The organism is Micromonospora sp. WMMD729 (genome assembly GCF_049315225.1).
Lineage (GTDB): Bacteria > Actinomycetota > Actinomycetes > Mycobacteriales > Micromonosporaceae > Micromonospora.
The window spans coordinates 929,500-951,543 of record NZ_CP186059.1 but is presented as its reverse complement, the minus strand read 5'-3'; the positions used below and the strand labels follow the sequence as shown (position 1 = coordinate 951,543).

Annotated in this window: 20 protein-coding genes; 7 read left to right on the top strand and 13 right to left on the bottom strand. The window is 71.5% G+C overall.

Features of this window, described 5'->3' with window-relative positions:
* Positions 1 to 220 precede the first annotated feature (220 nt).
* Together ctaD and ACN263_RS04435 are read right to left on the bottom strand one after the other, a co-directional pair.
* A complete protein-coding gene (gene ctaD / locus ACN263_RS04440; protein ID WP_422738550.1) occupies positions 221 to 1,978 on the bottom strand; it encodes a cytochrome c oxidase subunit I in 1,758 nt (585 codons plus the stop codon).
* A 130-nt stretch (positions 1,979 to 2,108) separates the two neighbouring features.
* Positions 2,109 to 3,215 (bottom strand): FAD-dependent monooxygenase, encoded by a 1,107-nt coding sequence (locus tag ACN263_RS04435; protein WP_422738549.1) that lies wholly within the window; start codon positions 3,213 to 3,215, stop codon positions 2,109 to 2,111.
* 299 nt (positions 3,216 to 3,514) lie between these two features.
* Here ACN263_RS04435 and ACN263_RS04430 point away from each other — a divergent pair, with 299 nt between their 5' ends.
* On the top strand, positions 3,515 to 4,639 hold the full coding sequence (locus ACN263_RS04430; RefSeq protein WP_422738548.1) for a GH12 family glycosyl hydrolase domain-containing protein: 1,125 nt from the start codon (positions 3,515 to 3,517) through the stop codon (positions 4,637 to 4,639).
* Positions 4,640 to 4,752: 113 nt separating this feature from the next.
* Entirely contained in the window at positions 4,753 to 6,366 is a 1,614-nt protein-coding gene (locus ACN263_RS04425) for a SulP family inorganic anion transporter (protein ID WP_422738547.1), read from the top strand.
* Here ACN263_RS04425 and ACN263_RS04420 read toward each other — a convergent pair.
* The 3 genes from ACN263_RS04420 to ACN263_RS04410 all read right to left on the bottom strand — a co-directional run bounded on the left by ACN263_RS04420 (position 6,353) and on the right by ACN263_RS04410 (position 8,388).
* Entirely contained in the window at positions 6,353 to 7,348 is a 996-nt protein-coding gene (locus ACN263_RS04420; protein ID WP_422738546.1) for an N-acetylmuramoyl-L-alanine amidase, read from the bottom strand. The two genes, ACN263_RS04425 and ACN263_RS04420, sit on opposite strands and share 14 nt — an antisense overlap.
* Positions 7,318 to 7,473 carry a hypothetical protein gene (locus ACN263_RS04415; RefSeq protein WP_422738545.1) on the bottom strand — a complete coding sequence of 52 codons (156 nt, stop codon included), beginning with the start codon at positions 7,471 to 7,473 and terminating at the stop codon, positions 7,318 to 7,320. The genes ACN263_RS04420 and ACN263_RS04415 overlap by 31 nt, the downstream gene beginning before the upstream one ends.
* Before the next feature lie 126 nt (positions 7,474 to 7,599).
* Positions 7,600 to 8,388, bottom strand: coding sequence for an aldo/keto reductase (locus ACN263_RS04410; RefSeq protein WP_422738544.1), 789 nt, complete (start codon positions 8,386 to 8,388; stop codon positions 7,600 to 7,602).
* A 94-nt stretch (positions 8,389 to 8,482) separates the two neighbouring features.
* Here ACN263_RS04410 and ACN263_RS04405 point away from each other — a divergent pair, with 94 nt between their 5' ends.
* Together ACN263_RS04405 and ACN263_RS04400 are read left to right on the top strand one after the other, a co-directional pair.
* Positions 8,483 to 9,532 (top strand): DNA polymerase ligase N-terminal domain-containing protein, encoded by a 1,050-nt coding sequence (locus ACN263_RS04405; protein ID WP_422738543.1) that lies wholly within the window; start codon positions 8,483 to 8,485, stop codon positions 9,530 to 9,532.
* 14 nt (positions 9,533 to 9,546) lie between these two features.
* The gene (locus ACN263_RS04400) at positions 9,547 to 10,737 is read left to right on the top strand and encodes a threonine synthase (protein WP_422738542.1); all 1,191 of its coding nucleotides are present in this window, start codon (positions 9,547 to 9,549) and stop codon (positions 10,735 to 10,737) included.
* Between the two features lie 41 nt (positions 10,738 to 10,778).
* On the opposite strand, the gene ACN263_RS04395 is transcribed toward ACN263_RS04400, so the two are convergent.
* From ACN263_RS04395 to ACN263_RS04380, 4 genes are all read right to left on the bottom strand, one after another.
* On the bottom strand, positions 10,779 to 12,128 hold the full coding sequence (locus ACN263_RS04395) for a pectate lyase (RefSeq protein ID WP_422738540.1): 1,350 nt from the start codon (positions 12,126 to 12,128) through the stop codon (positions 10,779 to 10,781).
* A 247-nt stretch (positions 12,129 to 12,375) separates the two neighbouring features.
* Positions 12,376 to 14,172 (bottom strand): glycoside hydrolase family 15 protein, encoded by a 1,797-nt coding sequence (locus tag ACN263_RS04390; RefSeq protein WP_422738539.1) that lies wholly within the window; start codon positions 14,170 to 14,172, stop codon positions 12,376 to 12,378.
* Between the two features lie 42 nt (positions 14,173 to 14,214).
* Entirely contained in the window at positions 14,215 to 14,607 is a 393-nt protein-coding gene (locus ACN263_RS04385) for a cupin domain-containing protein (RefSeq protein WP_422738538.1), read from the bottom strand.
* Between the two features lie 246 nt (positions 14,608 to 14,853).
* Positions 14,854 to 15,747 carry a sulfotransferase domain-containing protein gene (locus ACN263_RS04380; protein WP_422738537.1) on the bottom strand — a complete coding sequence of 298 codons (894 nt, stop codon included), beginning with the start codon at positions 15,745 to 15,747 and terminating at the stop codon, positions 14,854 to 14,856.
* Between the two features lie 92 nt (positions 15,748 to 15,839).
* Between ACN263_RS04380 and ACN263_RS04375 the strand changes: the two genes are divergently transcribed.
* A complete protein-coding gene (locus tag ACN263_RS04375) occupies positions 15,840 to 16,910 on the top strand; it encodes a beta family protein (protein ID WP_422738536.1) in 1,071 nt (356 codons plus the stop codon).
* Positions 16,911 to 16,916: 6 nt separating this feature from the next.
* Here ACN263_RS04375 and ACN263_RS04370 read toward each other — a convergent pair whose 3' ends face one another.
* A complete protein-coding gene (locus ACN263_RS04370) occupies positions 16,917 to 17,198 on the bottom strand; it encodes an adhesin (protein ID WP_355051907.1) in 282 nt (93 codons plus the stop codon).
* Between the two features lie 275 nt (positions 17,199 to 17,473).
* Between ACN263_RS04370 and ACN263_RS04365 the strand changes: the two genes are divergently transcribed.
* The gene (locus ACN263_RS04365) at positions 17,474 to 18,208 is read left to right on the top strand and encodes an MIP/aquaporin family protein (RefSeq protein ID WP_422738534.1); all 735 of its coding nucleotides are present in this window, start codon (positions 17,474 to 17,476) and stop codon (positions 18,206 to 18,208) included.
* Between the two features lie 51 nt (positions 18,209 to 18,259).
* On the top strand, positions 18,260 to 19,843 hold the full coding sequence (gene dacB / locus ACN263_RS04360) for a D-alanyl-D-alanine carboxypeptidase/D-alanyl-D-alanine endopeptidase (RefSeq protein ID WP_422738532.1): 1,584 nt from the start codon (positions 18,260 to 18,262) through the stop codon (positions 19,841 to 19,843).
* A gap of 13 nt (positions 19,844 to 19,856) precedes the next feature.
* Here the strand turns inward: dacB and ACN263_RS04355 are convergent, their stop codons facing one another.
* From ACN263_RS04355 to ACN263_RS04345, 3 genes are all read right to left on the bottom strand, one after another.
* Positions 19,857 to 20,162, bottom strand: a complete 306-nt coding sequence (locus ACN263_RS04355; RefSeq protein WP_422738531.1) for a hypothetical protein — start codon at positions 20,160 to 20,162, stop codon at positions 19,857 to 19,859.
* 86 nt (positions 20,163 to 20,248) lie between these two features.
* Positions 20,249 to 21,211, bottom strand: coding sequence for a hypothetical protein (locus tag ACN263_RS04350; protein ID WP_422738530.1), 963 nt, complete (start codon positions 21,209 to 21,211; stop codon positions 20,249 to 20,251).
* 165 nt (positions 21,212 to 21,376) lie between these two features.
* On the bottom strand, positions 21,377 to 21,970 hold the full coding sequence (locus ACN263_RS04345; protein WP_422738529.1) for a pentapeptide repeat-containing protein: 594 nt from the start codon (positions 21,968 to 21,970) through the stop codon (positions 21,377 to 21,379).
* Positions 21,971 to 22,044 lie beyond the last annotated feature (74 nt).

Genomic DNA, 22,044 nt, shown 5'->3' with positions numbered 1-22,044 from the left:
ACTGTTGCCGTTTTGCCAGCTTCATCCCCGTTGGTGACGACAGAAAGTGCAAGATCGACGCGCCGAGCGGGTGGCGCGGGGCGCGGAGCGTGCGGGGCAGGACGCGAAACGCGGGGCAGAACGCGGGGCACACGGCGAGGTCAGAGCGGTTGGGTAACGCGACGGGCGCCGCTCCCGGGGGTTCCGGGGGCGGCGCCCGTCGTACGAGCTGGGTTGAGCTCTAGTTGCGGTCGACGTTGCTGGCGGTGTCCTCGGTGTAGGTGGCGCCGCCGTCCGACTCGCTGGTGAGCGGCTTGGCGCCACCCTCCGGCGGACCGGCCACGCTCTGGCCGGCGGCCAGCTCGGGGAACTTCGCGTCGAACGCCGGCCGCTCGGAGCGGATCCGCGGCATCCGGTCGAAGTTGCGCAGCGGCGGCGGGCTGCTGGTCGCCCACTCCAGCGAGTTGCCGTGACCCCAGGGGTCGTTCACCTCGACCACCGGGCCGGTCTTGTACGACTTCCAGCAGTTGTAGATGAACGGCAGCGTGGAGATACCGGTGATGAACGCGCCGATCGTGGAGATCGTGTTCAGCGTGGTGAAGCCGTCGCCGGGCAGGTAGTCGGCGTACCGCCGGGGGAAGCCCTCGGCGCCGAGCCAGTGCTGCACCAGGAAGGTGGTGTGGAAACCGATCATGGTGAGCCAGAAGTGCACCTTGCCCAGGCGCTCGTCGAGCATCCGGCCGAACATCTTCGGGAACCAGAAGTAGATGCCGGCGAAGACCGCGAACACGATGGTGCCGAAGAGCACGTAGTGGAAGTGCGCCACCACGAAGTACGAGTCCGACACGTGGAAGTCGAGCGGCGGGCTGGCCAGCAGCACACCGGTGAGACCACCGAAGAGGAAGGTGACCAGGAAGCCGACCGCCCAGAGCATGGGCGTCTCGAAGCTGATCTGGCCGCGCCACATGGTGCCGATCCAGTTGAAGAACTTCATACCGGTCGGCACCGCGATCAGGTAGCTCAGGAAGCTGAAGAACGGCAGCAGCACCTGGCCGGTGGCGAACATGTGGTGCGCCCAGACGCTCATGGAGAGCGCGGCGATCGCGACGGTCGCGGCGACCAGGCCCTTGTAGCCGAAGATCGGCTTGCGGGAGAAGACCGGGATGATCTCGCTGATGATGCCGAAGAACGGCAGCGCGACGATGTACACCTCGGGGTGCCCGAAGAACCAGAACAGGTGCTGCCAGAGCATCGGTCCACCGGTCGCCGCGTCGTACACGTGGGCGCCGAGGATGCGGTCCGCGGCGAGCGCGAACAGGGCGGCGGCCAGCAGCGGGAAGACCAGGATCACCAGGAGGCTGGTGACCAGGATGTTCCACGTGAAGATCGGCATCCGGAACATGGTCATGCCGGGCGCACGCAGGGTGAGCACCGTGGTGATCATGTTCACCGCGCCGAGGATGGTGCCCAGACCGGAGATGGCCAGACCCATGATCCACATGTTGGCGCCGACGCCGGGCGAGTGCTCGACGCTGCTCAGCGGCGCGTACGCGAACCAGCCGAAGTCGGCGGCGCCGCCCGGGGTGATGAAGCCGGCGGTCGCCATCGTGCCGCCGAACAGGTACAGCCAGTAGGCGAAGCTGTTCAGGCGGGGGAAGGAGACGTCGGGCGCGCCGATCTGGATCGGCACGATGTAGTTCGCGAAGGCGAACACGATCGGCGTCGCGAAGAACAGCAGCATGATCGTGCCGTGCATCGTGAAGAGCTGGTTGTACTGCTCGGGCGACAGGAACTGCAGCCCAGGTCGGGCCAGCTCGGCCCGCATGATCAGGGCCATCACGCCACCGATCAGGAAGAACACGAATGCGGTGATCATGTACATGATCCCGATCTGCTTCGCGTCCGTGGTTCGCAGCAGCCGCGCGATGGCCGACCCCTTGACCGGCTCCCGGACCGGCCAGGGCCGGGTCACGACCGGCTTGGGTGCGACGGTGGTCACGAGTGGCCTCCGGTTCTCGGTTGTCCCGCTCGGCTCACGCTGTTTATCGGCGGGCCGTCATCCGCAAGGAGGATAGTCCCCGGCAGGTCGCAGCGCCGCGTGGGGTGGCGTGACACGATCTACAACGGGCCTACAGCGGGCCGACCAGTAGCCGGTAGTGCTCCCCGAAGATCCGTCCGCCGCGTCCGCGCAGCAACGGGTCGCGCAGCGCCGGCGGCACGTCCCGGGTCCGGTTGCGGTCCCGGGTCCGGTCGGCCACCCATCGGGTACGCGGGCGACGACGACTCTCGTACGCCACCAGCGCCGCCTCGACGCTGCCGGCCGCGCGCAGCGACTCGGCCAGCACCACGGCGTCCTCCAGGGCCATCGCCGCACCCTGCGACAGGGTCGGCGCGGTGGCGTGGGCGGCGTCGCCGACCAGCAGCACCCGGCCCCGGTGCCAGCGGCCCAGGTCGACCTCGTCGGTGATCCCGACGTCCACCCGGTCGAGCGTGTCGAGCACCTCGGGCACCGGGCCCCGATAGTCGGCGAAGAGTTCCCGCAGTCGGGCCAGCGGGTCGGCGGGCGGCTCGGTGCCCGCCTCGTCGGCGTAGCAGTGCAGGCGGCCCTCCCCGATCGGCACGAGCAGCAGGCCACAGCGCTGCCCGAGCAGGCCGGTCCAGTCGGTGAGGGTCGGTCCGTCGCGCAGGACGGCCCGGTAGACGACGTGCCCGGCCGGGCGGGGCGGGCCGCCGAGCGCGGCCAGGGTGCGCACCGACGAACGCGGCCCGTCGGCGCCGATGACCAGGTCGTACTCGGTGCGGGTGCCGTCGGTGAAGGTGACCCCGACGGCGCCCGGGAGCAGTTCGAGGGTGCGGACCTCGGCGCCGTGCCGGACCGCGCCCCCGGCGCCGCTGAGCAGGACCCGGTGCAGGTCGCCGCGGGGCAGCGCCCGGCACTCCCCGACGCCGGCCCAGAGCGCGTCCAGGTCGACCTCGCAGAGCGGGGCCCCGGCGGCGTCGAAGAAGCGCTGCCGGTGGATCACCTGCCCGAGGGGACGGACGGGATCGTGCAGGTCCAGCCGGTGCAGTGCACGGGCGGCGTTGCCGGGGAGGTAGAGACCGGCATCGGTCGACTCCCCTGCTGGCAGCTTGTCGGTCACATCCGGCCGGAAGCCCGCCAGGCGCAGGGCCCGGGCCACGGCCAGGCCGGCGAGGCCCGCGCCGACGATGAGGATGCGCAGGGGGGAGCTACGCATGGTGGTGTACGCCTCCGGAGGGGAACGGCACGCGTTGGAGGCAACACGCTACTCGGAGCGATCGACGCACACCAGAGCCGATCGGCCCGGCGCGAACCGCTCGCCGGCGGCCGTCGTCGCTGACCGGGACGACGACCGACAGCCGTCCGGAGCAGGCGTGGCAATCCTCACAATTCGCCAGTTTGACCTGCGCGGTTGCGCCGTAGTTTCAGACATGTAAATGTGTCGTTGAGCGTGGGAGCGCTCCCGCACCACCCCACCACAGCCGGCGCCCAGCTTGCGCCGAGTCAAGGAGCGTCATGAAACGTCACCTCCGAGCCCTGGCCGCCGCCGGGCTGTTGCTCACCAGTTCCCTCGTCGCCGTGGCTCTCGGCGGCAGCGCCTCCGCCGACACCCTGATCTGCGAGCAGTACGGCTCCACCGTCATCCAGGGCCGCTACGTGGTGCAGAACAACCGCTGGGGCACCACCGCCCAGCAGTGCATCAACGCCACCAGCAACGGCTTCGAGATCACCACGCTGAACGGCAGCAGCCCCACCAACGGCGCGCCCACCGCGTACCCCTCGATCTTCTTCGGTTGCCACTACACCAACTGCTCCCCCGGCACGAACCTGCCGATCCAGGTGTCGCAGATCAGCAGCGCCACCAGCAGCATCAGCTACCGGTACGTGAGCGGCGCGACCTACAACGCGTCGTACGACATCTGGCTGGACCCGTCGCCGAAGCGGGACGGCGTGAACCAGATGGAGATCATGATCTGGCTCAACCGCCAGGGTCCGATCCAGCCCATCGGCTCGGTGGTCGGCACGACGAACCTGGCCGGCCGGACCTGGGAGGTCTGGCGGGGCAGCAACGGCTCCAACAACGTCATCTCGTACGTCGCGTCGTCCGCGATCTCCAGCCTGAACTTCAGCGTCATGGACTTCATCAACGACACCCGCAACCGGGGCGCGATCACGAACTCCTGGTACCTGACCAGCATCCAGGCCGGCTTCGAGCCGTGGCAGGGCGGCGTCGGCCTCGCGGTGACCTCGTTCTCGGCGAACGTCAACGGCGGCGGCAACCCCACCAACCCGCCGCCGACCACCCCGCCGCCGGGCGGCACCTCCGCCTGCGCGGTGAAGTACACGGCCAACTCGTGGAACAACGGCTTCACCGCCGACGTGCAGATCACCAACACCGGTTCCAGCGCGATCAACGGCTGGACGCTCAACTACAACCTGCCCGGTGGGCAGACGGTCACCAACGCCTGGAACGCCACGGTGAGCCAGAGCGGATCCGCGGTGACCGCCCGGAACGTGAGCCACAACGGGTCGATCGCCCCCGGCGGCACGGCCAGCTTCGGCTACCAGGGGACGCTGAGCGGGTCGTACTCGTCCCCGAGCAGCTTCTCGCTGAACGGCAGGAGTTGTACCCGCAACTGAGGCTGACGGCACAACGGCGGGGCGCGACCCAAGCGGTCGCGCCCCGTTCCGTATCCAGGGTGAAAGAATCACGCTTAACTATGCATTAATATTATCTCAGTATCTTTCCAAAGATGTCGGCTTTAGCATCATTTCGGCACGATATCCCCTCGTCAATCGTGGTCTTCCTGATCGCCATCCCGCTGTCCCTGGGCATCGCCGCCGCCTCCGGAGCACCGCTGCTGGCCGGACTGATCGCCGCCGTCGTGGGCGGGATGGTCGCCGGCACGCTCAGCGGCGCGCCGCTCCAGGTCAGCGGACCGGCGGCTGGGCTCACCGTGATCGTCGCGGGCACCATCGCCGAGTTCGGCTTCGCCGGCACCGCCGCCATCGTGACCGTCGCCGGACTGCTGCAGATCGTGCTCGGCATCACCCGACTCGGGCGGGCCGCGCTCGCGCTGTCGCCGACGGTCGTACACGGGATGCTCGCCGGCATCGGCCTGGTCATCGCGCTGAGCCAGGTGCACGTCGCGCTCGGCGGCGCGCCGCAGAGCTCCGCCTGGGCGAACCTGCGCGACCTACCCGGCCAGGTCGCCGACCACCACGGCGTGTCCGTGCTGCTCGGCCTGCTGACCATCGCGCTGCTGCTGGTCTGGTCACGTCTGGTCAAGACCACCATGCTGCCGGCGACCCTGGTGGCGGTGGTGGTCGCCACCGTGGTCGCGACGGTCCTCGACGCTGACGTGGAGCGGGTGAACCTGCCCGCCAACCCCCTGAGTGCGCTCACCTTCCCCCGCTGGCCCGACTCGCCGGCGTGGGAGGTTTTCCCGGCAGTCGTCACCATCGCTCTGGTGGCGAGCGTGGAATCTCTTCTCTCGGCGGTGGCTGTCGACCGCATGCACGACGGCCCACGTGCGAACCTCGATCGGGAGCTCATCGCCCAGGGCGCCGCGAACGCCGTCTCCGGAACGCTCGGCGGCCTCCCGGTCACCGGCGTCATCGTGCGCAGCTCGGCAAACGTCGCCGCCGGAGCACGCACCCGCGCGTCGACCATCCTGCACGGCGTCTGGATCGCCGGGTTCGTGATGGCCGGCGCCGTACTGTTGGAGATGATCCCGATGGCCGCGCTCGCCGCCGTCCTCGTGGTGGTCGGCCTGCGGCTGGTGAGCCTCGCCCAGATCCGCACATACGCCCGGCACCGGGAGCTGCCCGTCTACGTGGTCACCGCGGTCGGCGTGGCCGCGACGGACCTGCTGATCGGGGTCGGGCTGGGCATGGCGACGGCGGCGCTGTTCATGTTGTGGCGACTGGCCCGCTGCGAGATCCACGTCTCCGACCCGAATCCCGGCGCCTGGCTCGTGTCGATCACCGGAACCCTCGCCTTCGTCGCCTGCGGACGCCTGACCCGCCGACTGGCCGCCCTGCCTCCGGGGCAGCACGTCTCAGTCGAACTGCACCTGGACTACCTCGACCATGGCGCGTACGAGACCATCCGGGACTGGCAGGCGTCCTACACGCGCTCGGGTGGCAGCGTCCGGGTCAGCGAGGTGCACGGCTCGTGGCTCGATCGTGCGGGCACCGACGGGCTCGGCACCGGCAAACGCACCTCCCCGTGCGTGACTCGGGGTGATGATCCACTCGGGATCCTTGACGTCGGGGCATCCTCGCACGAGGGACACCCCGACGTCCGGGAGGTCGAGTCGATCAAGCCGGGGCGGGACCCGTCACGCCGGGTCAGACGCGGGTGAGGCGTACGGCGTCGGCGATGACCAGACCTGTCGCGTTGCTCCAGCGGCTCACCGCCACCCGGTTGGCGTCCCCGGCTGGCACGGTGAACGTGCCGAGGACGCGCCACTGCCCACCGGTCGCACGCTGGTCGACGTAGACGGTCCGGTTGCCGGTGGTGGTGGCGACGATGTACGGAGTGGCGCTGTTGTAGCCGCTGTTCGTCGGCCACCACGCCTCCACCCGGTAGGTGCCGGTCGCCGGGACGTTGAACCGGTACCAGGCCGGGTCGCTGGCCGCGACGGGATCGGCGTAGCGGTAGTCGGCGCCGTACCGCTGGGTGGAGAACGTCGACACACCCCAGTTGGCGCTGGCGGTGAAGCGCCCGGAGGTCATGTTGTCCACAATGGACGACCAGGCGGTGCTGCCGCCGGCCATCTTCGCGGCGACGTCGGCCCGCATCACGTTCAGGTCGATGAAGGACGGGTCGATCTTGCCGGTGGTGCTGGTCTCCCGGTGCCCGCGCGCGTAGCTGCTGTCCCGGCCCAGCCGGGTGAGCACGGCGGCCGTGGCGGCGATCGACGCGTTGTACTGCGCGGTCGTCATCTGCTGGTCGACGCCGTTGTAGTCGATCTCCCACCCGATCATCAGGGTGTTGCCGTCCCCCGCGGGGATGGGCCCGCTGCCACCGCTGACCCCGGCGTGGTTGCAGCGGCCGGCGGAGATGACGTGGAAGACGCCGTTGTAGTCGACGAGCGCCTGGCAGAGCGGACCGGCCAGGTCGGAGCGCCCGTTGATGCAGATGCCCAGCGCGGGGTGCGGGTTGCTGGCGCTGGAGGTCGAGGCGGTGTGGTGCCAGAGCACCCCGATCGGGTCGAAGGAGCCGGGTCGCATCCGATTGAGCCAGTCGCCCTCGACGACGACCTGCACCCCGGCGCCGCGCAGCACGTCCACGAGCCAGGGAATGGTGGCCATCAGGACCCGCCGAGCAGGTCGGCGAGGCACTCGGGCTCCTTCGGCGCAGCGCTCGCCGGGGCGGGCCGGACAACGACGGTCAGGGCGGCCGCCACCAGGGCGGGGATGCCGAGCACCCCACGGCGGCGCAGATGGATGGACGGTGGTCGGGCCATGGCGATCCTCCAGCGAAGGCGGGTGGGAGACGGATCGACGGACGTGATGACGGCACGCTATACCGTCACACACATCGATGTCGATACCCTTCACCACGCAGCCCGAGCTTGAAGAAATATGCCGCCTCAGGCGTCGCCGAGAGCGTCGATGTCGCGCATCTCCTCCGCCGTCAGCGAGAAGTGGAAGACGTCGAAGTTCGCGCTGATCCGCTCCGGCGTGACTGACTTCGGAATCGCGACGATCTCGTGGTCGATGTGCCAGCGCAGCACCACCTGCGCCGGGGAGACACCGTGCGCGGCGGCGATCCGTACCAGCACCGGATCGCTGAGGTCGCTGGTCTTGAACGGGCTGTACCCCTCCAGCACCACGCCCCGGTCCCGGTGCTCGGCGTGCCGCTGCCGGTCGTACAGCGCCGGGCTCCACTCGATCTGGTTGACCGCCGGGTTCTCCTCGGTCGACTGGATCAGCTCGTCGATCTGCGCGGTGCTGTAGTTGCTCACGCCGATCGCCCGGGTGAGGTTCTCGTCCCGTGCGGCGATCAGCTCCCGCCAGAGCGGGATGCTGTCCGTCGGCGACGACGGCGGCCAGTGGATCAGCCAGAGGTCGATCTGGTCGACGCCGAGCGCCTCCAGGCTGGCCTCCAGCGTGGCGCGCTCCTGACCCACCCGGTTCGCCGGAAGCTTGGTGGTGATGAAGACGTCCTCCCGGCGCAGCCCGCTCTCGCGGACCGCCCGGCCCACCTCGCGCTCGTTGCCGTAGACGGTGGCGGTGTCGAGGTGGCGGTAACCGGTGTCGAGCGCGGCCAGTACGGCGTCGTAGCCCGCCTGGCCGGTGGCCTGCCAGGTGCCGAAGCCGAGCAGGGGCATCCGCACGTCACCCGGAAGCAGTGCGGTGGGCTGGTCGCTGAGATCCATGTGATCCGTTCTACCCCGCCACGCGCCCCGACGCCGAGCGAACCGGACACTCCGGCTGCCGGCGCGGCCCACCGGTGTGGCGGAGAATGCGGAGGTGACCGACCGGCTCCGGGAGTACCGGCGAAAGCGCGACGCGGCCCGCACGCCGGAGCCCGTGCCGCCGGCGACGCCCCGACCGGCCGACGGCGACGGCGACACCGCCCGCTTCGTCATCCAGCAGCACCACGCCCGCAGCCTGCACTGGGACCTGCGGTTGGAACACGAGGGAGTGCTCGCGTCCTGGGCGGTGCCGCGCGGCCTGCCCCGCGACCCGGGCCGCAACCACCTCGCCGTGCACACCGAGGACCACCCGATGGAGTACCTCGACTTCGCCGGCGAGATCCCGGCCGGCGAGTACGGCGGCGGCCGGATGGTCATCCACGACCGGGGCACGTACCGCCGCGAGAAGTGGCGCGACGACGAGGTCGTCGTGACGCTCTTCGGCGAGCGCACCGAGGGCCGGTACGCGCTGTTCGCCACCGGCGGCCGGGACTGGATGATCCGCCGTACCGATCCCGCGCCGCCGGGCTGGACGCCGATGCCCGAGCTGGTCCGCCCGATGCACGCCACGCCCGCCGCCAGGCTGCCGCGCGACGCCGCCGAATGGGGGTACGAGCTGCGCTGGGACGGCGTTCGCGCGATGGCGTACGTCTCCGGCGGGCGGTTGCGGCTGCTCTCCGCGACCGACGAGGAGATCACCGGCGGGTACCCGTGGCTGCGGGCGATGGCCGAGGCGCTGGCGCCCACCGAGGCGGTGCTCGACGGCGTGCTGGTCCGCGTCGACGGCTCGGGCCGGGTGCGCCCGGCCCGCCCGACCAGCGGCGGTCGGGTGCCGGCCGGCGCGCAGTTCCTCCTCGTCGACCTGCTCTGGTTGGAGGGCGTGAGCAGCGTCGACGTCCCGTACGCGCAACGCCGGGAACTGCTCGATGGGCTGGCGTTGGCCGGTACGCACTGGCAGACTCCGCCGTGGTTCTCCGGTGCCGGCGACGAGGCCCTGCGCACCGGGCGGGAGCAGGGGCTGCCCGGTGTGGTCGCAAAGCGACTCGACTCGGTCTACGAGCCGGGCACACGCAGTCGGCGCTGGTGGAGTATCGACGCGGCCTGACGGCGAGGAGCGACGTGTACCTGACCCACCTGGACTGCCCGCGCTGCGGCCTGGAGTACGCCGCCGACGAGGTGCAGAACCTCTGCGACTGCGGCTCGCCCCTGCTGGCCCGCTACGACCTGCCGGCGGTCGCGAAGGCGGTCACCCCGGAGCGTTTCCCGCTGCGCCCGGCCGACCTGTGGCGGTACCGGGAGCTGCTGCCCGTCACCGACCCCCGGCACGTCATCACCCTCGGCGAGGGCTGGACGCCGCTGCTGCGCGCTCCGAACTACGGCGCCGAGATCGGCATCGCGGACCTGATGGTCAAGGACGAGGGGCTGATCCCGACCGGCTCGTTCAAGGCCCGTGGCGCGGCGGTCGGCGTGAGCCGAGCCCGCGAGCTGGGTGTCAAGCGGATCGCGATGCCCACCAACGGCAACGCCGGGTCGGCCTGGGCGACGTACGCGGCGCGTGCCGGCATGGGCGCCACCATCGTCATGCCGCTGGCGGCGCCGACCATCTGCCGGCGGGAGTGCGTGGCCGCCGGCGCCGACCTGCGCCTGGTCGACGGACTGATCAGCGACGCCGGCCGGCGGGTGGCCGAGTTGGTCGCCGAGTCGGACGGGGCGATCTTCGACGCCGGCACGCTGCGCGAGCCCTACCGGCTCGAGGGCAAGAAGACGATGGGGTACGAGATCGTCGAGCAGCTCGGCTGGCAGGTGCCCGACGTGATCGTCTATCCGACGGGTGGCGGGGTCGGCCTGATCGGCATCCACAAGGCGCTGCACGAGATGCGCGAGCTGGGCTGGGTCGGCGACAAACTGCCCCGGCTGGTGGCGGTGCAGTCGACCGGCTGCGCGCCCATCGTGCGGGCCTTCGCCGCGGGTGAGGATCGGGCCCGCCCGTGGGAGGACGCGCACACGGTGGCGTTCGGCATCACCGTGCCGGCGCCGCTGGGTGACGAGCTGATCCTGGCGGCGCTGCGGGCGTCCGCCGGCACCGCCGTCGCCGTCGACGACGCCGAGATCCTGACCGACCTGCGGGACTTCGCGGCCCGGGAAGGGCTGCTGCTCTGCCCGGAGGGCGCGGCCTGCCTGACCGCGGCACGCCACCTGCGCGCCGGTGGCTGGATCCGGGCCGGCGAACGGGTGGTGGTGCTCAACACCGGCGCGGGACTGAAGTATCCGGAGACGATCGACGTCTCCGGCGTACCCGTGCTGGGTTGAGCCGGCATCCCGCGCGGCGCGGGATGCCGGCGTGCCGTGCCCTACTGGTAGGTGATGTCGGACGGCGTGTAGAGGCAGTTGATGCCGTCGGCCCCTTCGCCGATCTTGGTCGGTTCGCTGCCCTTCGGTACGCCCTTGTACTTGACGCAGATCGAGGTCTCCCGGTCCGGGTCGCCGACGATGGTGACGCGGCTGAAGCGGGCGGTGTCGCCCCAGTTGGTGTTGATGCCGGCGATCGTGTCGGTGTCCCGGACGACCACGTTGTCGATCACCACGTGCCGCTGGTACGACGTGGAGCAGTTGCCGCAGGCCCGGTAGAGCTTGCCGGCGTTCTCCACCCGGAAGTTCCTGATGTAGACGGTGCCCGCGCCGTTGTGCTGGAAGACCTTGTCGCTGGCCGACCGCGCGCCGCCGCCGTCGACGGTGTACGTGGTGCCACCCCGGAAGGTGGCCGCGTCCTCGCCGACGTCCTCCCACCAGACGTTGACCAGGGTGCAGTTCCCCTCGCAGTGCACGCCGTCACCGGCCGGCGCGCCGATGATCACGTTGCGCAGGGTGGCGCCGGCGGCCAGCTCGAACATCGGGTCCTGACTCTCGCTCTGCCCGCCGTCGCCGATGCCGTAGTAGCGCCTCAGCCCGCCGTCGAAGGTGCCGGAGACCGGGATCGTCGCGTCCACCTTCTGGCTGCTGGTCGGGGTCGGCCACCCGGAGGGCGGCGGGGTGGTCGGCGGCGGGGTGGTCGGCGCCGCCGTGGTGGCCGGCGGTGTGGTCGGGGTGCCGCCACCGGACGAGTCGACCACCACGTCGTCGAAGCCGCCGCTGGCGTACGCGGTGACCAGGCCGATCCGCCCGGCGGCGGCAAGGCTGCTGCTGCCGGAGGCGATCTGGGTGCCGTTGACGTAGCCGCGGATGGTGCTGCCGCTGACCTCGACGCGCAGGGTGTACCAGGTGCCGGTCGTGACGCCGAGCGAGGCCGAGCCGAGCGCGGTGACGCTGCTGCCGTTGACGGCCTGGAGTTCGGCCCGTCCGGAGCCGAGCAGGGCCAGCCGGTACATCCTGGTGCTGCTGGTGGACCGGGCGGCGAGCCCGACCAGGGCGCTGGACGAGCCGAAGCTCGCCGGCCGGACCCGGGCCTGCACCGAGTAGTTGGTCCACCCGGTGTCACCGGCGAACTGCCGGGCCAGCTCGCTGCCGGCGTTGGACTGCTGCAACACTCCGGCGCCGTCGACCGCCCAGGTGCCGCCGGACTTGGACCAGCCGGAGGTGTCGCCGTCGCTGAAGGTGTCGGTGAAGATGGTGGCCGCGAAGGCCGAGGTCATGGTGGCGGCGAGGGCCGCCACGGTCACGCCGGCGCAGACCGCGAGCACCAGTGGTCGTCGTCTCCTGTGCACGGTTGTCCTCCTTGACGCGCGTGGTGGCGATCCCGGTGTCCGGCCGCGCGGGGACGTGCCGGCACGGCGCGCTGGCGGGAGAGCGGGAATCGGTGTGCCGCGTCGGACGCCCGGATCCGACAGCGGGGTGAAGCGGGACGAAAGCCCTGGGAAAGGGCTTTCCCGTCCCTCCGAGGCTAGGACCGTGCATGCGGCAGCGTCAATGCCTGGCGCTTGCAGGTCTGTTGCAGGATTTCGGCGGCCCGGATCAGAAGCTGTTCGGCTCGGTGAGCCGCCAGGCGGCATTGATCAGCCCGATGTGGGACAGCGCCTGCGGCATGTTGCCGAGCTGCGCCCCGGTGCTCAGGTCGATCTGCTCGCTGAACAGGCCCACGTCGTTGGCGTGGCCCACCACGCGCTCGAACAGCTCCTCGGCGCGCCGCGGCTCACCCGCCATCACCAGGCACTCCACCAGCCAGAACGAGCACAGCAGGAACCCGGCCGGGTCACTCGTCCAACGCCGGACCAGCCCGTCCTCCGTACCCAGCTCCCGCTCCACCATCGCGATGGTCGAGCGCATCCGCGGGTCGGTCGCCGGCAGGAAGTGCGCCACCGGCAGGGCGAGCACCGAGGCGTCCAACTCCGCCGAGCCGAACGAGCCGGTGAACGCGCCGATCCGATCGTTCCAGCCGTCGCGCAGCACCGCCTCGCGGATCTCGTCCCGCACGACGGCCCAGCGACGCGGGTCTGCCCGCTCACCGAGCCGGTCGGCGAGCCCCACCGCCCGATCCATGGCCAACCAGCAGGAGACCTTCGAGGAGAGGTAGTGTCGCTCCTCCTCCCGGGTCTCCCAGATCCCCCGGTCCGGCAGATGCCAGGTCGCCGCCACCTGCTCGGTCAGCCCGAGCACCATCTCCCGCAGTTCCGACTCGAACTCCGTGCCGAGGTAGTCGCGCAACCGCCACACCGCCGACAGCACCTCACCCGGCACGTCGAGCTGGCGCTGCTTCCAGGCGTCGTTGCCGACCCGCACCGGTCGACTGTCGCGGTACCCGCGCAGGTGGGTGCAGTGGTGCTCGGAGAGGTCCCGTTCGCCCTCCAACCCGAAGAGCACCGGCACCGGCTCGTCGCCGAACTGGCCGATCGAACGGGCCGCCCAGGCGAACAGCCGGGACGTCTCGTCCGGGCAGGCGGCCACCCAGAGGGCACGCATCGTCAACGAGAAGTCCCGCAACCAGGAGTAGCGGTAGTCGTAGTTGCGGTCGCCGCCGATCTGTTCGGGCAACGAACTGGTCAACGCCGCCGCCACCGCCCCGCTGCGGGCATAGGTCAGACCGGCCAGCACCGTCGCGCTGTGCCGGACCAGTTCGGGGTACCGGCCCGTGTACCGGTGCGTCTCCCGGAACGCCTCCCAGGTACGGGTCGTGTTGGCGAGGGCGGTCAGTGGGTCCAGTTCGACCGGCGGTTTCCCGTACACCTGCCCGAACGCCACATCGATCCCGACCACCTGGCCGGCGGCGACCTCGAACTCGTGGGTCACCCGGTCGCGGCCCGCCCGCAGCGGCAGGCCGGCGGCACGCAGCACCAGCACCACCGGGCCGGCGTTGGCCAGCACCGCGCCGCCGGGCCGCTCGTGCAGGTAGGGCGTGACCAGCCCGTACTCGGGGCGCGGGGCGAAGTCCAGCGCCATCCGTACCCGCCCGGACAGGCCCTCGACCACTCGGACGAGCACGGCGGGCGAGTTCACGCCCAGCTCGTGCGCCCGGGCGCCCATCTCGGCGGCGAGCGCGTCCGTCACCGCCACGCTGCCGTGCGGCGTGTGGTGCACGGTGCGCAGGATGAGCGTGTCCGGACGGTACGCGCGCTCGACCCGGTACCCCGGGCCGCCGGCACCGACCGGCGCCAACCGGAAGTGTCCGCCGTCCGGGTCGAGCAGCCGGCCGAAGACCGAAGCGCCGTCGAACCGGTGCGGACACCACCAGTCGATCGAACCGTCGATGCCGACCAGCGCTCCGGAACGGGAGTCCGAGAGGAACCCGTAGTCGGAGATCGGCGGCTGTGTCACCCACCGCGCGTACCCGGATCGGCCCGGATCAGGCCACCGGCGTCACGCGGTCGGCGGCTCGTCCTCGCCGGCCTCCTCGGCCCGGTCGGCCTCCTCCTTGGTGTGGTGCACCGCCTGGTCGGCGTGCTCGGGCGGGCCGTAGACGGTGTAGAGCACCAGCGGGTTCGGGCCGGTGTTGACGAAGTTGTGCTTCGTGCCGGACGGCACGACGACCAGGTCACCCGCGACGACCTCGCGCTTCGCACCGGCGACCCGGGCCTCGCCCGTTCCGCTGACGAAGGTCAGGATCTGGTCGATGCCCTCGTGCACCTCCTCGCCGATCTCACCGCCCGGCGGAATCGTCATGATCACCAACTGCGTGTGCTCGCCGGTCCACAGCACCCGCCGGAAGTCGGGGCTCTTCTCGGCAACGGTCGCGATCGTGAAATGCTCCATGGCCCGCTCATACCCCGTTCGGTCCCGCGTCACGCCGGGACTGGCAGATGGTGGAATTCCCCACGCTCGGCAGGTTTGAGTCCGCTCCGACCGGGGATCGACAACGCTGACCGGCGCGGACGGCCGGTCGAGCCAGGTCCCCACTGGCGTACCGCCGAACGGCTGCGATGGTGGGAGACGGCCAGAGCGCGGCGACGTTGCGACCACCGGTCGGAGCGGCGCCGCGCGCTCGTTCTCCCGTCCGCCTCAGGCGTCGCGGTGCAGCCAGGCGAGCAGGTCCGGCGGGGCCAGCGTCCGCGCCCGCTGCTCGTAGCGCTCCAGGGCGGCCGCGTCCAGCAGGTCACGGCCCTGCCCCGAGCCGCCGCGCCGGAAGAACGCCCGGCGGTCCCGCAACACCCCGAGGGTGTCCGGGGCGAGCTGGTCGGCGCGCTCCCGCATCCGGTCGAACGTGGCCGCCTCGACCAACGCGGGCCACCGCCCGGCGGGCACCTCGACACCCCAGCGGTCGGCCAGCAGTCGCATCTGCGCGCCCAGGTCGGCCCGGAGATCGTCGTAGTGCACCAGCGTGACGTTCGGTTCGTGCCGGCGGTCCCAGGCGTCCCGCAGGTGCCAGAACACGCCGGGCAGCGAGTCCAACTCGGCGCGCGGGTCCACCTCGTGGTCGACCCAGCTCGGCAGCCACCGCCCGAGCGCCGGACGGACGCGCGGCGGCCCCGCCGGCGCCGGCTGGCCGGTCAGCTCCGCGACCCGGGCCCGGTCGAGGTTGCCCGCCTGGTGGTAGAGGGAGACGGCCATGTCCAGTGGATGCCGCGCCACCACCACGTAGTGCGCGCGGGGATCGAGCGGTACCCCGTCCAGCGGGGTGTGCGTCTTGATGAACCGGCGGTGCGGCTGCGCGGCCAACCGCTCGTACACCACGTCCCGCGGCTCACCCAGCCAGTCCAGCCAGGGCGACAACTCGGACAGCGACGCCGGCAGCTCGGGAGTCCCCAGCACCAGCAGCGCGCAGATCATCTGCATCCAGGTGGTGCCGCTCTTGGAACGGGTGCTGATCACGATGTCGCCCGCACGGAACGGAAAGCCGACCCAGCGGGCGCTGTCCTCGTCGGTGGAGCGGTAACGGTACGGGGACGCGGACATCGGGCGAGCGTAGTCGCCGAACCGACAGCCGGACAGCAGATTTTCGGTACCAGAAAGTGGGGAGGCATGCGAATGCCTGACTAGATTGAAGTATGGTGCCCGCCCACGGGGGCCGGGCAGTGGCGCCGGTCTACCGCCCCATCCTCGCCAGCCGCCGACGCGGCGAGCTGGAAGCCCTGACCCACCTCGATCCCGCGGCCGCCCCGCTCGTCGCGCCGATCCTGGAGGTCGACACCGTCGACCGGTCCACGAGGGACGGTCTGCGCCGACTACCGGTCGGCCTGCTGCCGGCCATCGACGTGACCGCCCTGCCCGACTCGATCGACACGGAGCTGGTCCGGTGGGGCGTACCGCTGATGCCCGTCATCGGCCTCGCGGAGAGCGAGCGGCGGCTCGTCGCGCACGGCGCGGCGACCCGGGCGTACGGCCGGCGGGCGCTGGTCCGGGTGCGGACCGCGCACGACCGGGCGGGCCCGGACGCGGACACGACCGCTGTCGAGCGGATCTGGCGGTACACCGGCCTCGCGCCGGAGGAGTGCCATCTGCTGGTGGACGCGGGTGACGTCTGCTGCCCGGCGGACGTGCGGGTGGCGGAACCCCGGGTGCGGCGGCTGCTGGACTGGGCCCGTCGCCACGCGTGGCGGTCGGCGACGGTGGCGGCGGGCGGTATGCCGCCGACGCTGTCCCGGCTACCCACCGACGAGCCGGTACGGCTGGAACGCTGGGACTGGCAGCTCTGGCAGCGACTGGCCGACGTCGGGGTCGACTACGGCGACTACGGCGTCGGCTCGGCGCTGCCCGACTCCGGCGACCCCGGTGACCGGCTACCCACGGTGCGGTACACCGCCGACGACGGCTGGTGGGTCTACCGCTGGTCGCGCCGGGGCGGCCGGGGCGACGACCGCTTCGCCGACCTGTGCCGGACGCTGGTGGCGGCGCCGCACTTCTCGAGCGTCGGGGCGGCGTTGTCCTGGGGGGACCACGAGTTGCTGCGCCGTGCCCGCCGAGGGGCCGGGGCCGGGTCTGCCGCGAACTGGACGGCGTGGAGCACGTCGCACCATCTGGCGCACGTGCTCGCCGCACTGCTGCGACCCGACGACCCCGACCGGTCGGGGTGGGACGCCCGGCCGGGACCGCCGCAGCGGGGTCGATCGCCCCGGTGAGGACCCCTACTGCTTCTCGGTGAAGCCGAACTGGATGATGCCCTCGTCGTCGACGGTGGCGTCCACCGAGGCGTCACCGAGCAGCTCGGCGGCGTCCGGGTCGAGGAAGATCCGCGCCCCCTGGTTGTCGACGACCTGGTCGCCCTGCTCCGGCTCGGGCACCAGTTCGACGGTGAGCGATCCGGCGTCGGTGTCGGCGGCGATCCGCACTCCGCCGTCCTGGGCCACGTCCTGCTGGTTGGCGAGGTCACGGATGACGAGCACGGCGTTGTCGGTCATGGTGAGCATCGGTGGAACTCCTCGTGGTTTCTCGGCTCGCGGTCGGTTGTCGCGCAGACCGGGAGATCGGCCCGCGTACGAGCACGCGTGGGAGGCGACGGGAGGGAACGGACGGTCATCGCCGTCGCATCGAATCGGGGCAGCTGACGGGCCCCTTCCCTGCCCACGGTGCCCGCCGCCGCGCGATCCGTCAAATAGAGCGGGATCAGTCCAGCACCCGCTCCAGCCCTGGTCACGGCCCTCATTTGCCCACCAACGAGCGGAACTATCCTTACGCTGAGTAAATGATGGATGACGCCCGTCGTGCCGCCGCCGAATTCCTCGGCACGCTGCTGCTGGTCTTCTTCGGCGTGGGCGCCGCCGTCGCCGCGCGGGTCCAGGGCGGCGTGGTGGTCGTCGCGTTGGCCTTCGGTTTCGTCCTGCTGGCGCTCGTCTACACGATCGGCCCGCTCTCCGGCAGTCACGTCAACCCGGCGGTGACGCTCGGCGTCCTGCTCTCCGGAAAGATCTCGGTGCTCGGCGCTGTCGCCTACTGGATCGCGCAGTTCGCCGGGGCGACGGTGGCCGGGTTCCTGCTCTGGGCGCTGACCCGCTGGGGTGACGTCGTGGACCAGACCGGGGCGCTGGGCTCGAACGGGTACGGCGCGCACATCAACCGGGGTGGCGCGGCCGTGCTGGAGATCGTGCTGACCTTCCTGTTCGTCCTGGTCGTCCTCGTCGTCACCAGCCGCAGCGAGAACCCCGGCATCGCCGGCGTGGCGATCGGCCTGGCCCTGGCCACCACCCAACTCGTCGGCCTGACGCTGACCGGCGCGGCGGTCAACCCGGCCCGTGCCTTCGGTCCGGCCGTCTTCGAGGGCGGGACGGCGCTGCGCCAACTCTGGGTGTTCATCGTCTTCCCACTGCTCGGCGGGGCACTCGCCGCGTTGGTGGCGCCGCTGGTGATGGGCGGGCAACGGCACTATTGGGGCGGCCACGAGCGGGCGCTCGGCCGACCGGGACATCGCGAAGGGCAATAACCTTCGTCCGCGCCTCTTTTCTGGCGATTACCTTCATGGCAGCATCGGCGCATGCATCGTCGTCTCTTTCCACGCGCCGTCGCGCTGCTCGCGTTGGTCGCCACCGTGGCCACCGTCGGCGCGTCCGGCGCCACCGCCGAGTCGCCCACCCCCGCGACCACCCGGCTGCGCGCCACCATCGACGCGATCCTCGCCGACAGTCGGCTCGCCGGCGCACAGACGTCGGTGGTCGTCGTCGACACCAGCACCGGGGCGACCCTCTACGACCGCAACGGCGAACGGCGGCTCGTCCCGGCTTCCAACACCAAGTTGCTGACCTCGACCGCCGCCCTGGGACTGCTCGGTCCCGGCCACCACTTCCGCACCGACGTGCAGAGCACCGGTTCGCGCCGCGCCGGGCTGCTCGCCGGCAGTCTCTACCTGCGCGGCGGCGGCGATCCGACCATGCTCGCGGCCGACTACGACGCGCTCGCCGCGCAGGTCGCCACAACCGGCGTCCGGGTCGTCACCGGCAACCTGGTCGCTGACGACACCCGCTACGACCGCACCCGGCTGGGCCCCGACTGGACGTGGGACGACGAGCCCTACTACTACGCCGCACAGGTCTCCGCGCTGACCGTCGCCCCGGACACCGACTACGACGCGGGCACCGTGATCGTGCACGCCACGCCGGCCGACCGGGCCGGTGTCCCGCCGGTGGTCACCACCACGCCGCCCACCGGCTACCTCCGCGTCGACAACCGCGCCGAGACGGTCAGCGCGGGCGAGACCTCGATCTCCATCGAGCGCGAGCACGGCAGCAACACGATCGTGGTGACCGGACAGATCGCCGTCGGCGACGAGCCCGCCAGCGACTGGGTGACCGTCTGGGAGCCCACCGGCCTCGCCGCCGAGGTGTTCCGGGCGGCGCTGCACCGGCACGGCGTACGGGTGCTCGGCCGGACCGTGCTCGGTCAGCCCACCCCGACGACGGCCCACCCGGTGGCCAGCCACGAATCGATGAGCCTGGGCGAGCTGATGACGCCGTTCCTGAAGCTCTCCAACAACGGGCACGCCGAGGTCCTGACCAAGGAGATCGGCCGGGTGCTCTCCGGCACCGGCACCTGGTCCGCCGGTCTCACCGCCATCAGCGAGTACGTCGCCGACACCGGCATGGACACCGGAACGTTGCGCCAACGCGACGGGTCGGGCCTGTCCCGCCGCAACCTGGTGCCGGCGGCGGAGTTCGTCGACCTGCTGACCGCTGTACGCGCCCAACCCTGGTTCGCCACCTGGTACGCGGCACTGCCCATCGCGGGGCAACCGGAGCGGTTCGTCGGTGGCACGCTACGCAGCCGGATGGCCGGTACCCCGGCGGCGGGCAACGTCCACGCCAAGACCGGCAGCCTGACCGGCGTATCGGGGCTGTCCGGCTACGTCACCAGCGCGGACGGCCACCTGCTGGCGTTCTCCATCCTGCTCAACAACTACCTGACGGCGTCGGTCAAGGCGTTGGAGGACCAGATCGCGGTGACGCTGGCCGGGCACCACGGGGACGGCGCGAGCACGGCGCGGGTCGCCGCGCCCGAGGTGCCGCAGGCTCCGCGTACGCCGGAGGGCGTCGAGTGTTCCTGGGTCAAGCCGATCACCTGCTGACAACGGGACCCGGTCAGGCCGGACGCTTCGGTGTGGGTGGCACCGCCGCCGGGTCGCCGCGTTCGATGAGCGCGGCGATCTCGGCGGCGTGCAGCCCGCGGAGCGTCAGCACCCGGGTACCCCAGCGGTGCAGCCGGCACGGGTGCGGGCTGGCGTCGTTGCGGCAGACCACCCCACCGGACCAGCGCCGGGGCGCGTGTACCACCACCGCGCGGACCGCGAACTGGGCGTCCTCGCCCGTCACGTACGGCGGCAGGGGAATGTCGCGGAGCACCTCCGGCTCGTCGACGCCGGGGGAAACGGCGGTACCGCTGCTCATCTGCGCTGCCTCCACAGTGGAAGGTGGACGGGGACAGCAGAAAGTTACGTCGCCGGCGGCGCAGGGCGACGGACAAACTGTCCCGCTCAGCGCAGCGCGACAGCCTGGAGGCCGACGTTGCCGCAGTGCTCGGTGAAGACCTTCTCGACGGTCCAGGTCACCACCAGCCGGGCGTCCTTCGGTGCCGCGAACCGGATGACGAACTGGGCGCTCTGGCTGGTGTACGGATCCTCCAGGCGCAGGGTGCTGACCGGCCCGCCGGAGGACAACCGCACGTCGAGCCGACCCCGCGCCATCCAGATACCGGCGTAGACCTGGACGGTGCGCGGCGCCCCGCTGCCGGCGACCGTCAGGCTGAACCCGTTGCCCACGCCGCAGGTGTAGACCCCGTCGGAGCTGCCCCGGTCCCACCGGTCGGGCGCGCCGTCGGACCAGCGGACGACCTCCTGGTTGCCGTCCCAGCCGATCCGGCGGCCCTTGCCGCCCCCGTCGACGATCTCCCCGGAGCCGGCGCTCTTGCGGACCGTCGAGTTGCCGCCACGCAGCCCCCAGTGCATCCAGTCCCGGGTGCCCACGGCGGTCAGGTCGACCTCGGCGGGTACCTCGGCGCGGGTCACCGACAGCAGCGGCGCGGACGGCTTCGCCGTCTCGGCGGCGGGCGGACTCGTCGACGGGGTCGGTTCGGGCGAGGGCGGCCGCTGCCGGGGCCGTAGACCCGGCAGCGCCGGGCCGGCCTCGCTGGTCCGTCCGTCCGCGCCCGGCAGGCCGGTCGGGCGGGCGGCGCCGGCGGGCACGCCACCCGAGCCGCCGATCGTCCCGTCACCCGAATCCGGGCCGGACCGGGTGCCGAGGTACGCAACGAGCACCACCAGACAGACGACCGCGCCGACTCCTTCCAGCGCCCAGAGCCGCCGCCGGCGGGAGCGGGCGAGCCGGCGCAGCGCCCGGTGGTTCAGGCCGGCCACGGATCGCGGCCGGTGCGACGCCGGTCGAGCTGCCGGCTCGTCTCCGGCCAGCGAACCATCCCGCGTACGGTCCTCGTCCGCCACCGACTCCTCCACGTTGCCGCCCGACCGCCACCGCACGTGACGGATCGACCGTCCACTGTGGGTCGTTCACGATTGCACCGGCGTGGTCGACACGCTAAATCGGGACAGCATGGCGTGTCCAGTCCGGATCGGGACGGTATGGGACAGCGGTTGGCCGACCGGGAGTCAGCCGATCCGGAAGCCGAGCGCCTGTGCGATGACGAGCGCCTGCTCGGCGTCCACGAGCGCACCGGCGCGCTCGACCGAGGTCGGGTCCAGCGCGGTGAGATCACTGCGCCGCAGGTCGGCGCCGCCGAGGCGGCAGCGCTGGAGCTGCGCTCCGGAGAGGTCGACGCCGGTCACGGTGGCTCCGGTGAGGTTGACGCCGGTCAGGTCGGCCTCGCGCATCCGCACGTCGGTCAGCCGGACGGCGCGCAGGTCCGCGCCGGGCAGCGCGACGAACGACCAGTCGCCGCCGTCGACGCGCAACGGGCGCAGCTCGCACTGGACGAAGGTGCTGCCCACCAGCTTGCAGCCGGTGAACTCGGCCTCGAAGAAGTTGCAGCGGGTGAAGACACAGCGGGTGAACGCCGAGTCGAGGTGCCGGGACGCGTTGAACCGCACGTTGCCGAACGTGCAGCCGGTGAAGACCGCGCCCCGGGTGACCGCCTCGGTCAGGTCGACGTCGAAGAACTCGCAGGCCACGAAGTGACGGTCGGCCAGTTCCTCGCCGTACCAGTCCTCGTCGCGGAAGGTCACGTCCTCGGTCGACTCCGGCATTCGGCCAGGTTAGTGCCGGCGACCGACACCACCGGGGAGCCGCCCCCTTCCGGTGGCGGCGTACCGGCGAGTAG

Bases quoted from the DNA above. Each gene is read 5' to 3' on its own strand.
- ACN263_RS04430 (WP_422738548.1), top strand. From the start codon at position 3,515: ATGAAACGTCACCTCCGAGCCCTGGCCGCCGCCGGGCTGTTGCTCACC.
- dacB (WP_422738532.1), top strand. From the start codon at position 18,260: ATGCATCGTCGTCTCTTTCCACGCGCCGTCGCGCTGCTCGCGTTGGTC.
- ACN263_RS04370 (WP_355051907.1), bottom strand. From the start codon at position 17,198: ATGCTCACCATGACCGACAACGCCGTGCTCGTCATCCGTGACCTCGCC.
- ACN263_RS04385 (WP_422738538.1), bottom strand. From the start codon at position 14,607: ATGGAGCATTTCACGATCGCGACCGTTGCCGAGAAGAGCCCCGACTTC.
- ACN263_RS04435 (WP_422738549.1), bottom strand. From the start codon at position 3,215: ATGCGTAGCTCCCCCCTGCGCATCCTCATCGTCGGCGCGGGCCTCGCC.
- ACN263_RS04345 (WP_422738529.1), bottom strand. From the start codon at position 21,970: ATGCCGGAGTCGACCGAGGACGTGACCTTCCGCGACGAGGACTGGTAC.
- ACN263_RS04355 (WP_422738531.1), bottom strand. From the start codon at position 20,162: ATGAGCAGCGGTACCGCCGTTTCCCCCGGCGTCGACGAGCCGGAGGTG.
- ACN263_RS04365 (WP_422738534.1), top strand. From the start codon at position 17,474: ATGATGGATGACGCCCGTCGTGCCGCCGCCGAATTCCTCGGCACGCTG.
- ACN263_RS04410 (WP_422738544.1), bottom strand. From the start codon at position 8,388: ATGGATCTCAGCGACCAGCCCACCGCACTGCTTCCGGGTGACGTGCGG.
- ACN263_RS04380 (WP_422738537.1), bottom strand. From the start codon at position 15,747: ATGTCCGCGTCCCCGTACCGTTACCGCTCCACCGACGAGGACAGCGCC.
- ACN263_RS04415 (WP_422738545.1), bottom strand. From the start codon at position 7,473: ATGGCCCGACCACCGTCCATCCATCTGCGCCGCCGTGGGGTGCTCGGC.
- ACN263_RS04425 (WP_422738547.1), top strand. From the start codon at position 4,753: ATGTCGGCTTTAGCATCATTTCGGCACGATATCCCCTCGTCAATCGTG.
- ACN263_RS04375 (WP_422738536.1), top strand. From the start codon at position 15,840: ATGGTGCCCGCCCACGGGGGCCGGGCAGTGGCGCCGGTCTACCGCCCC.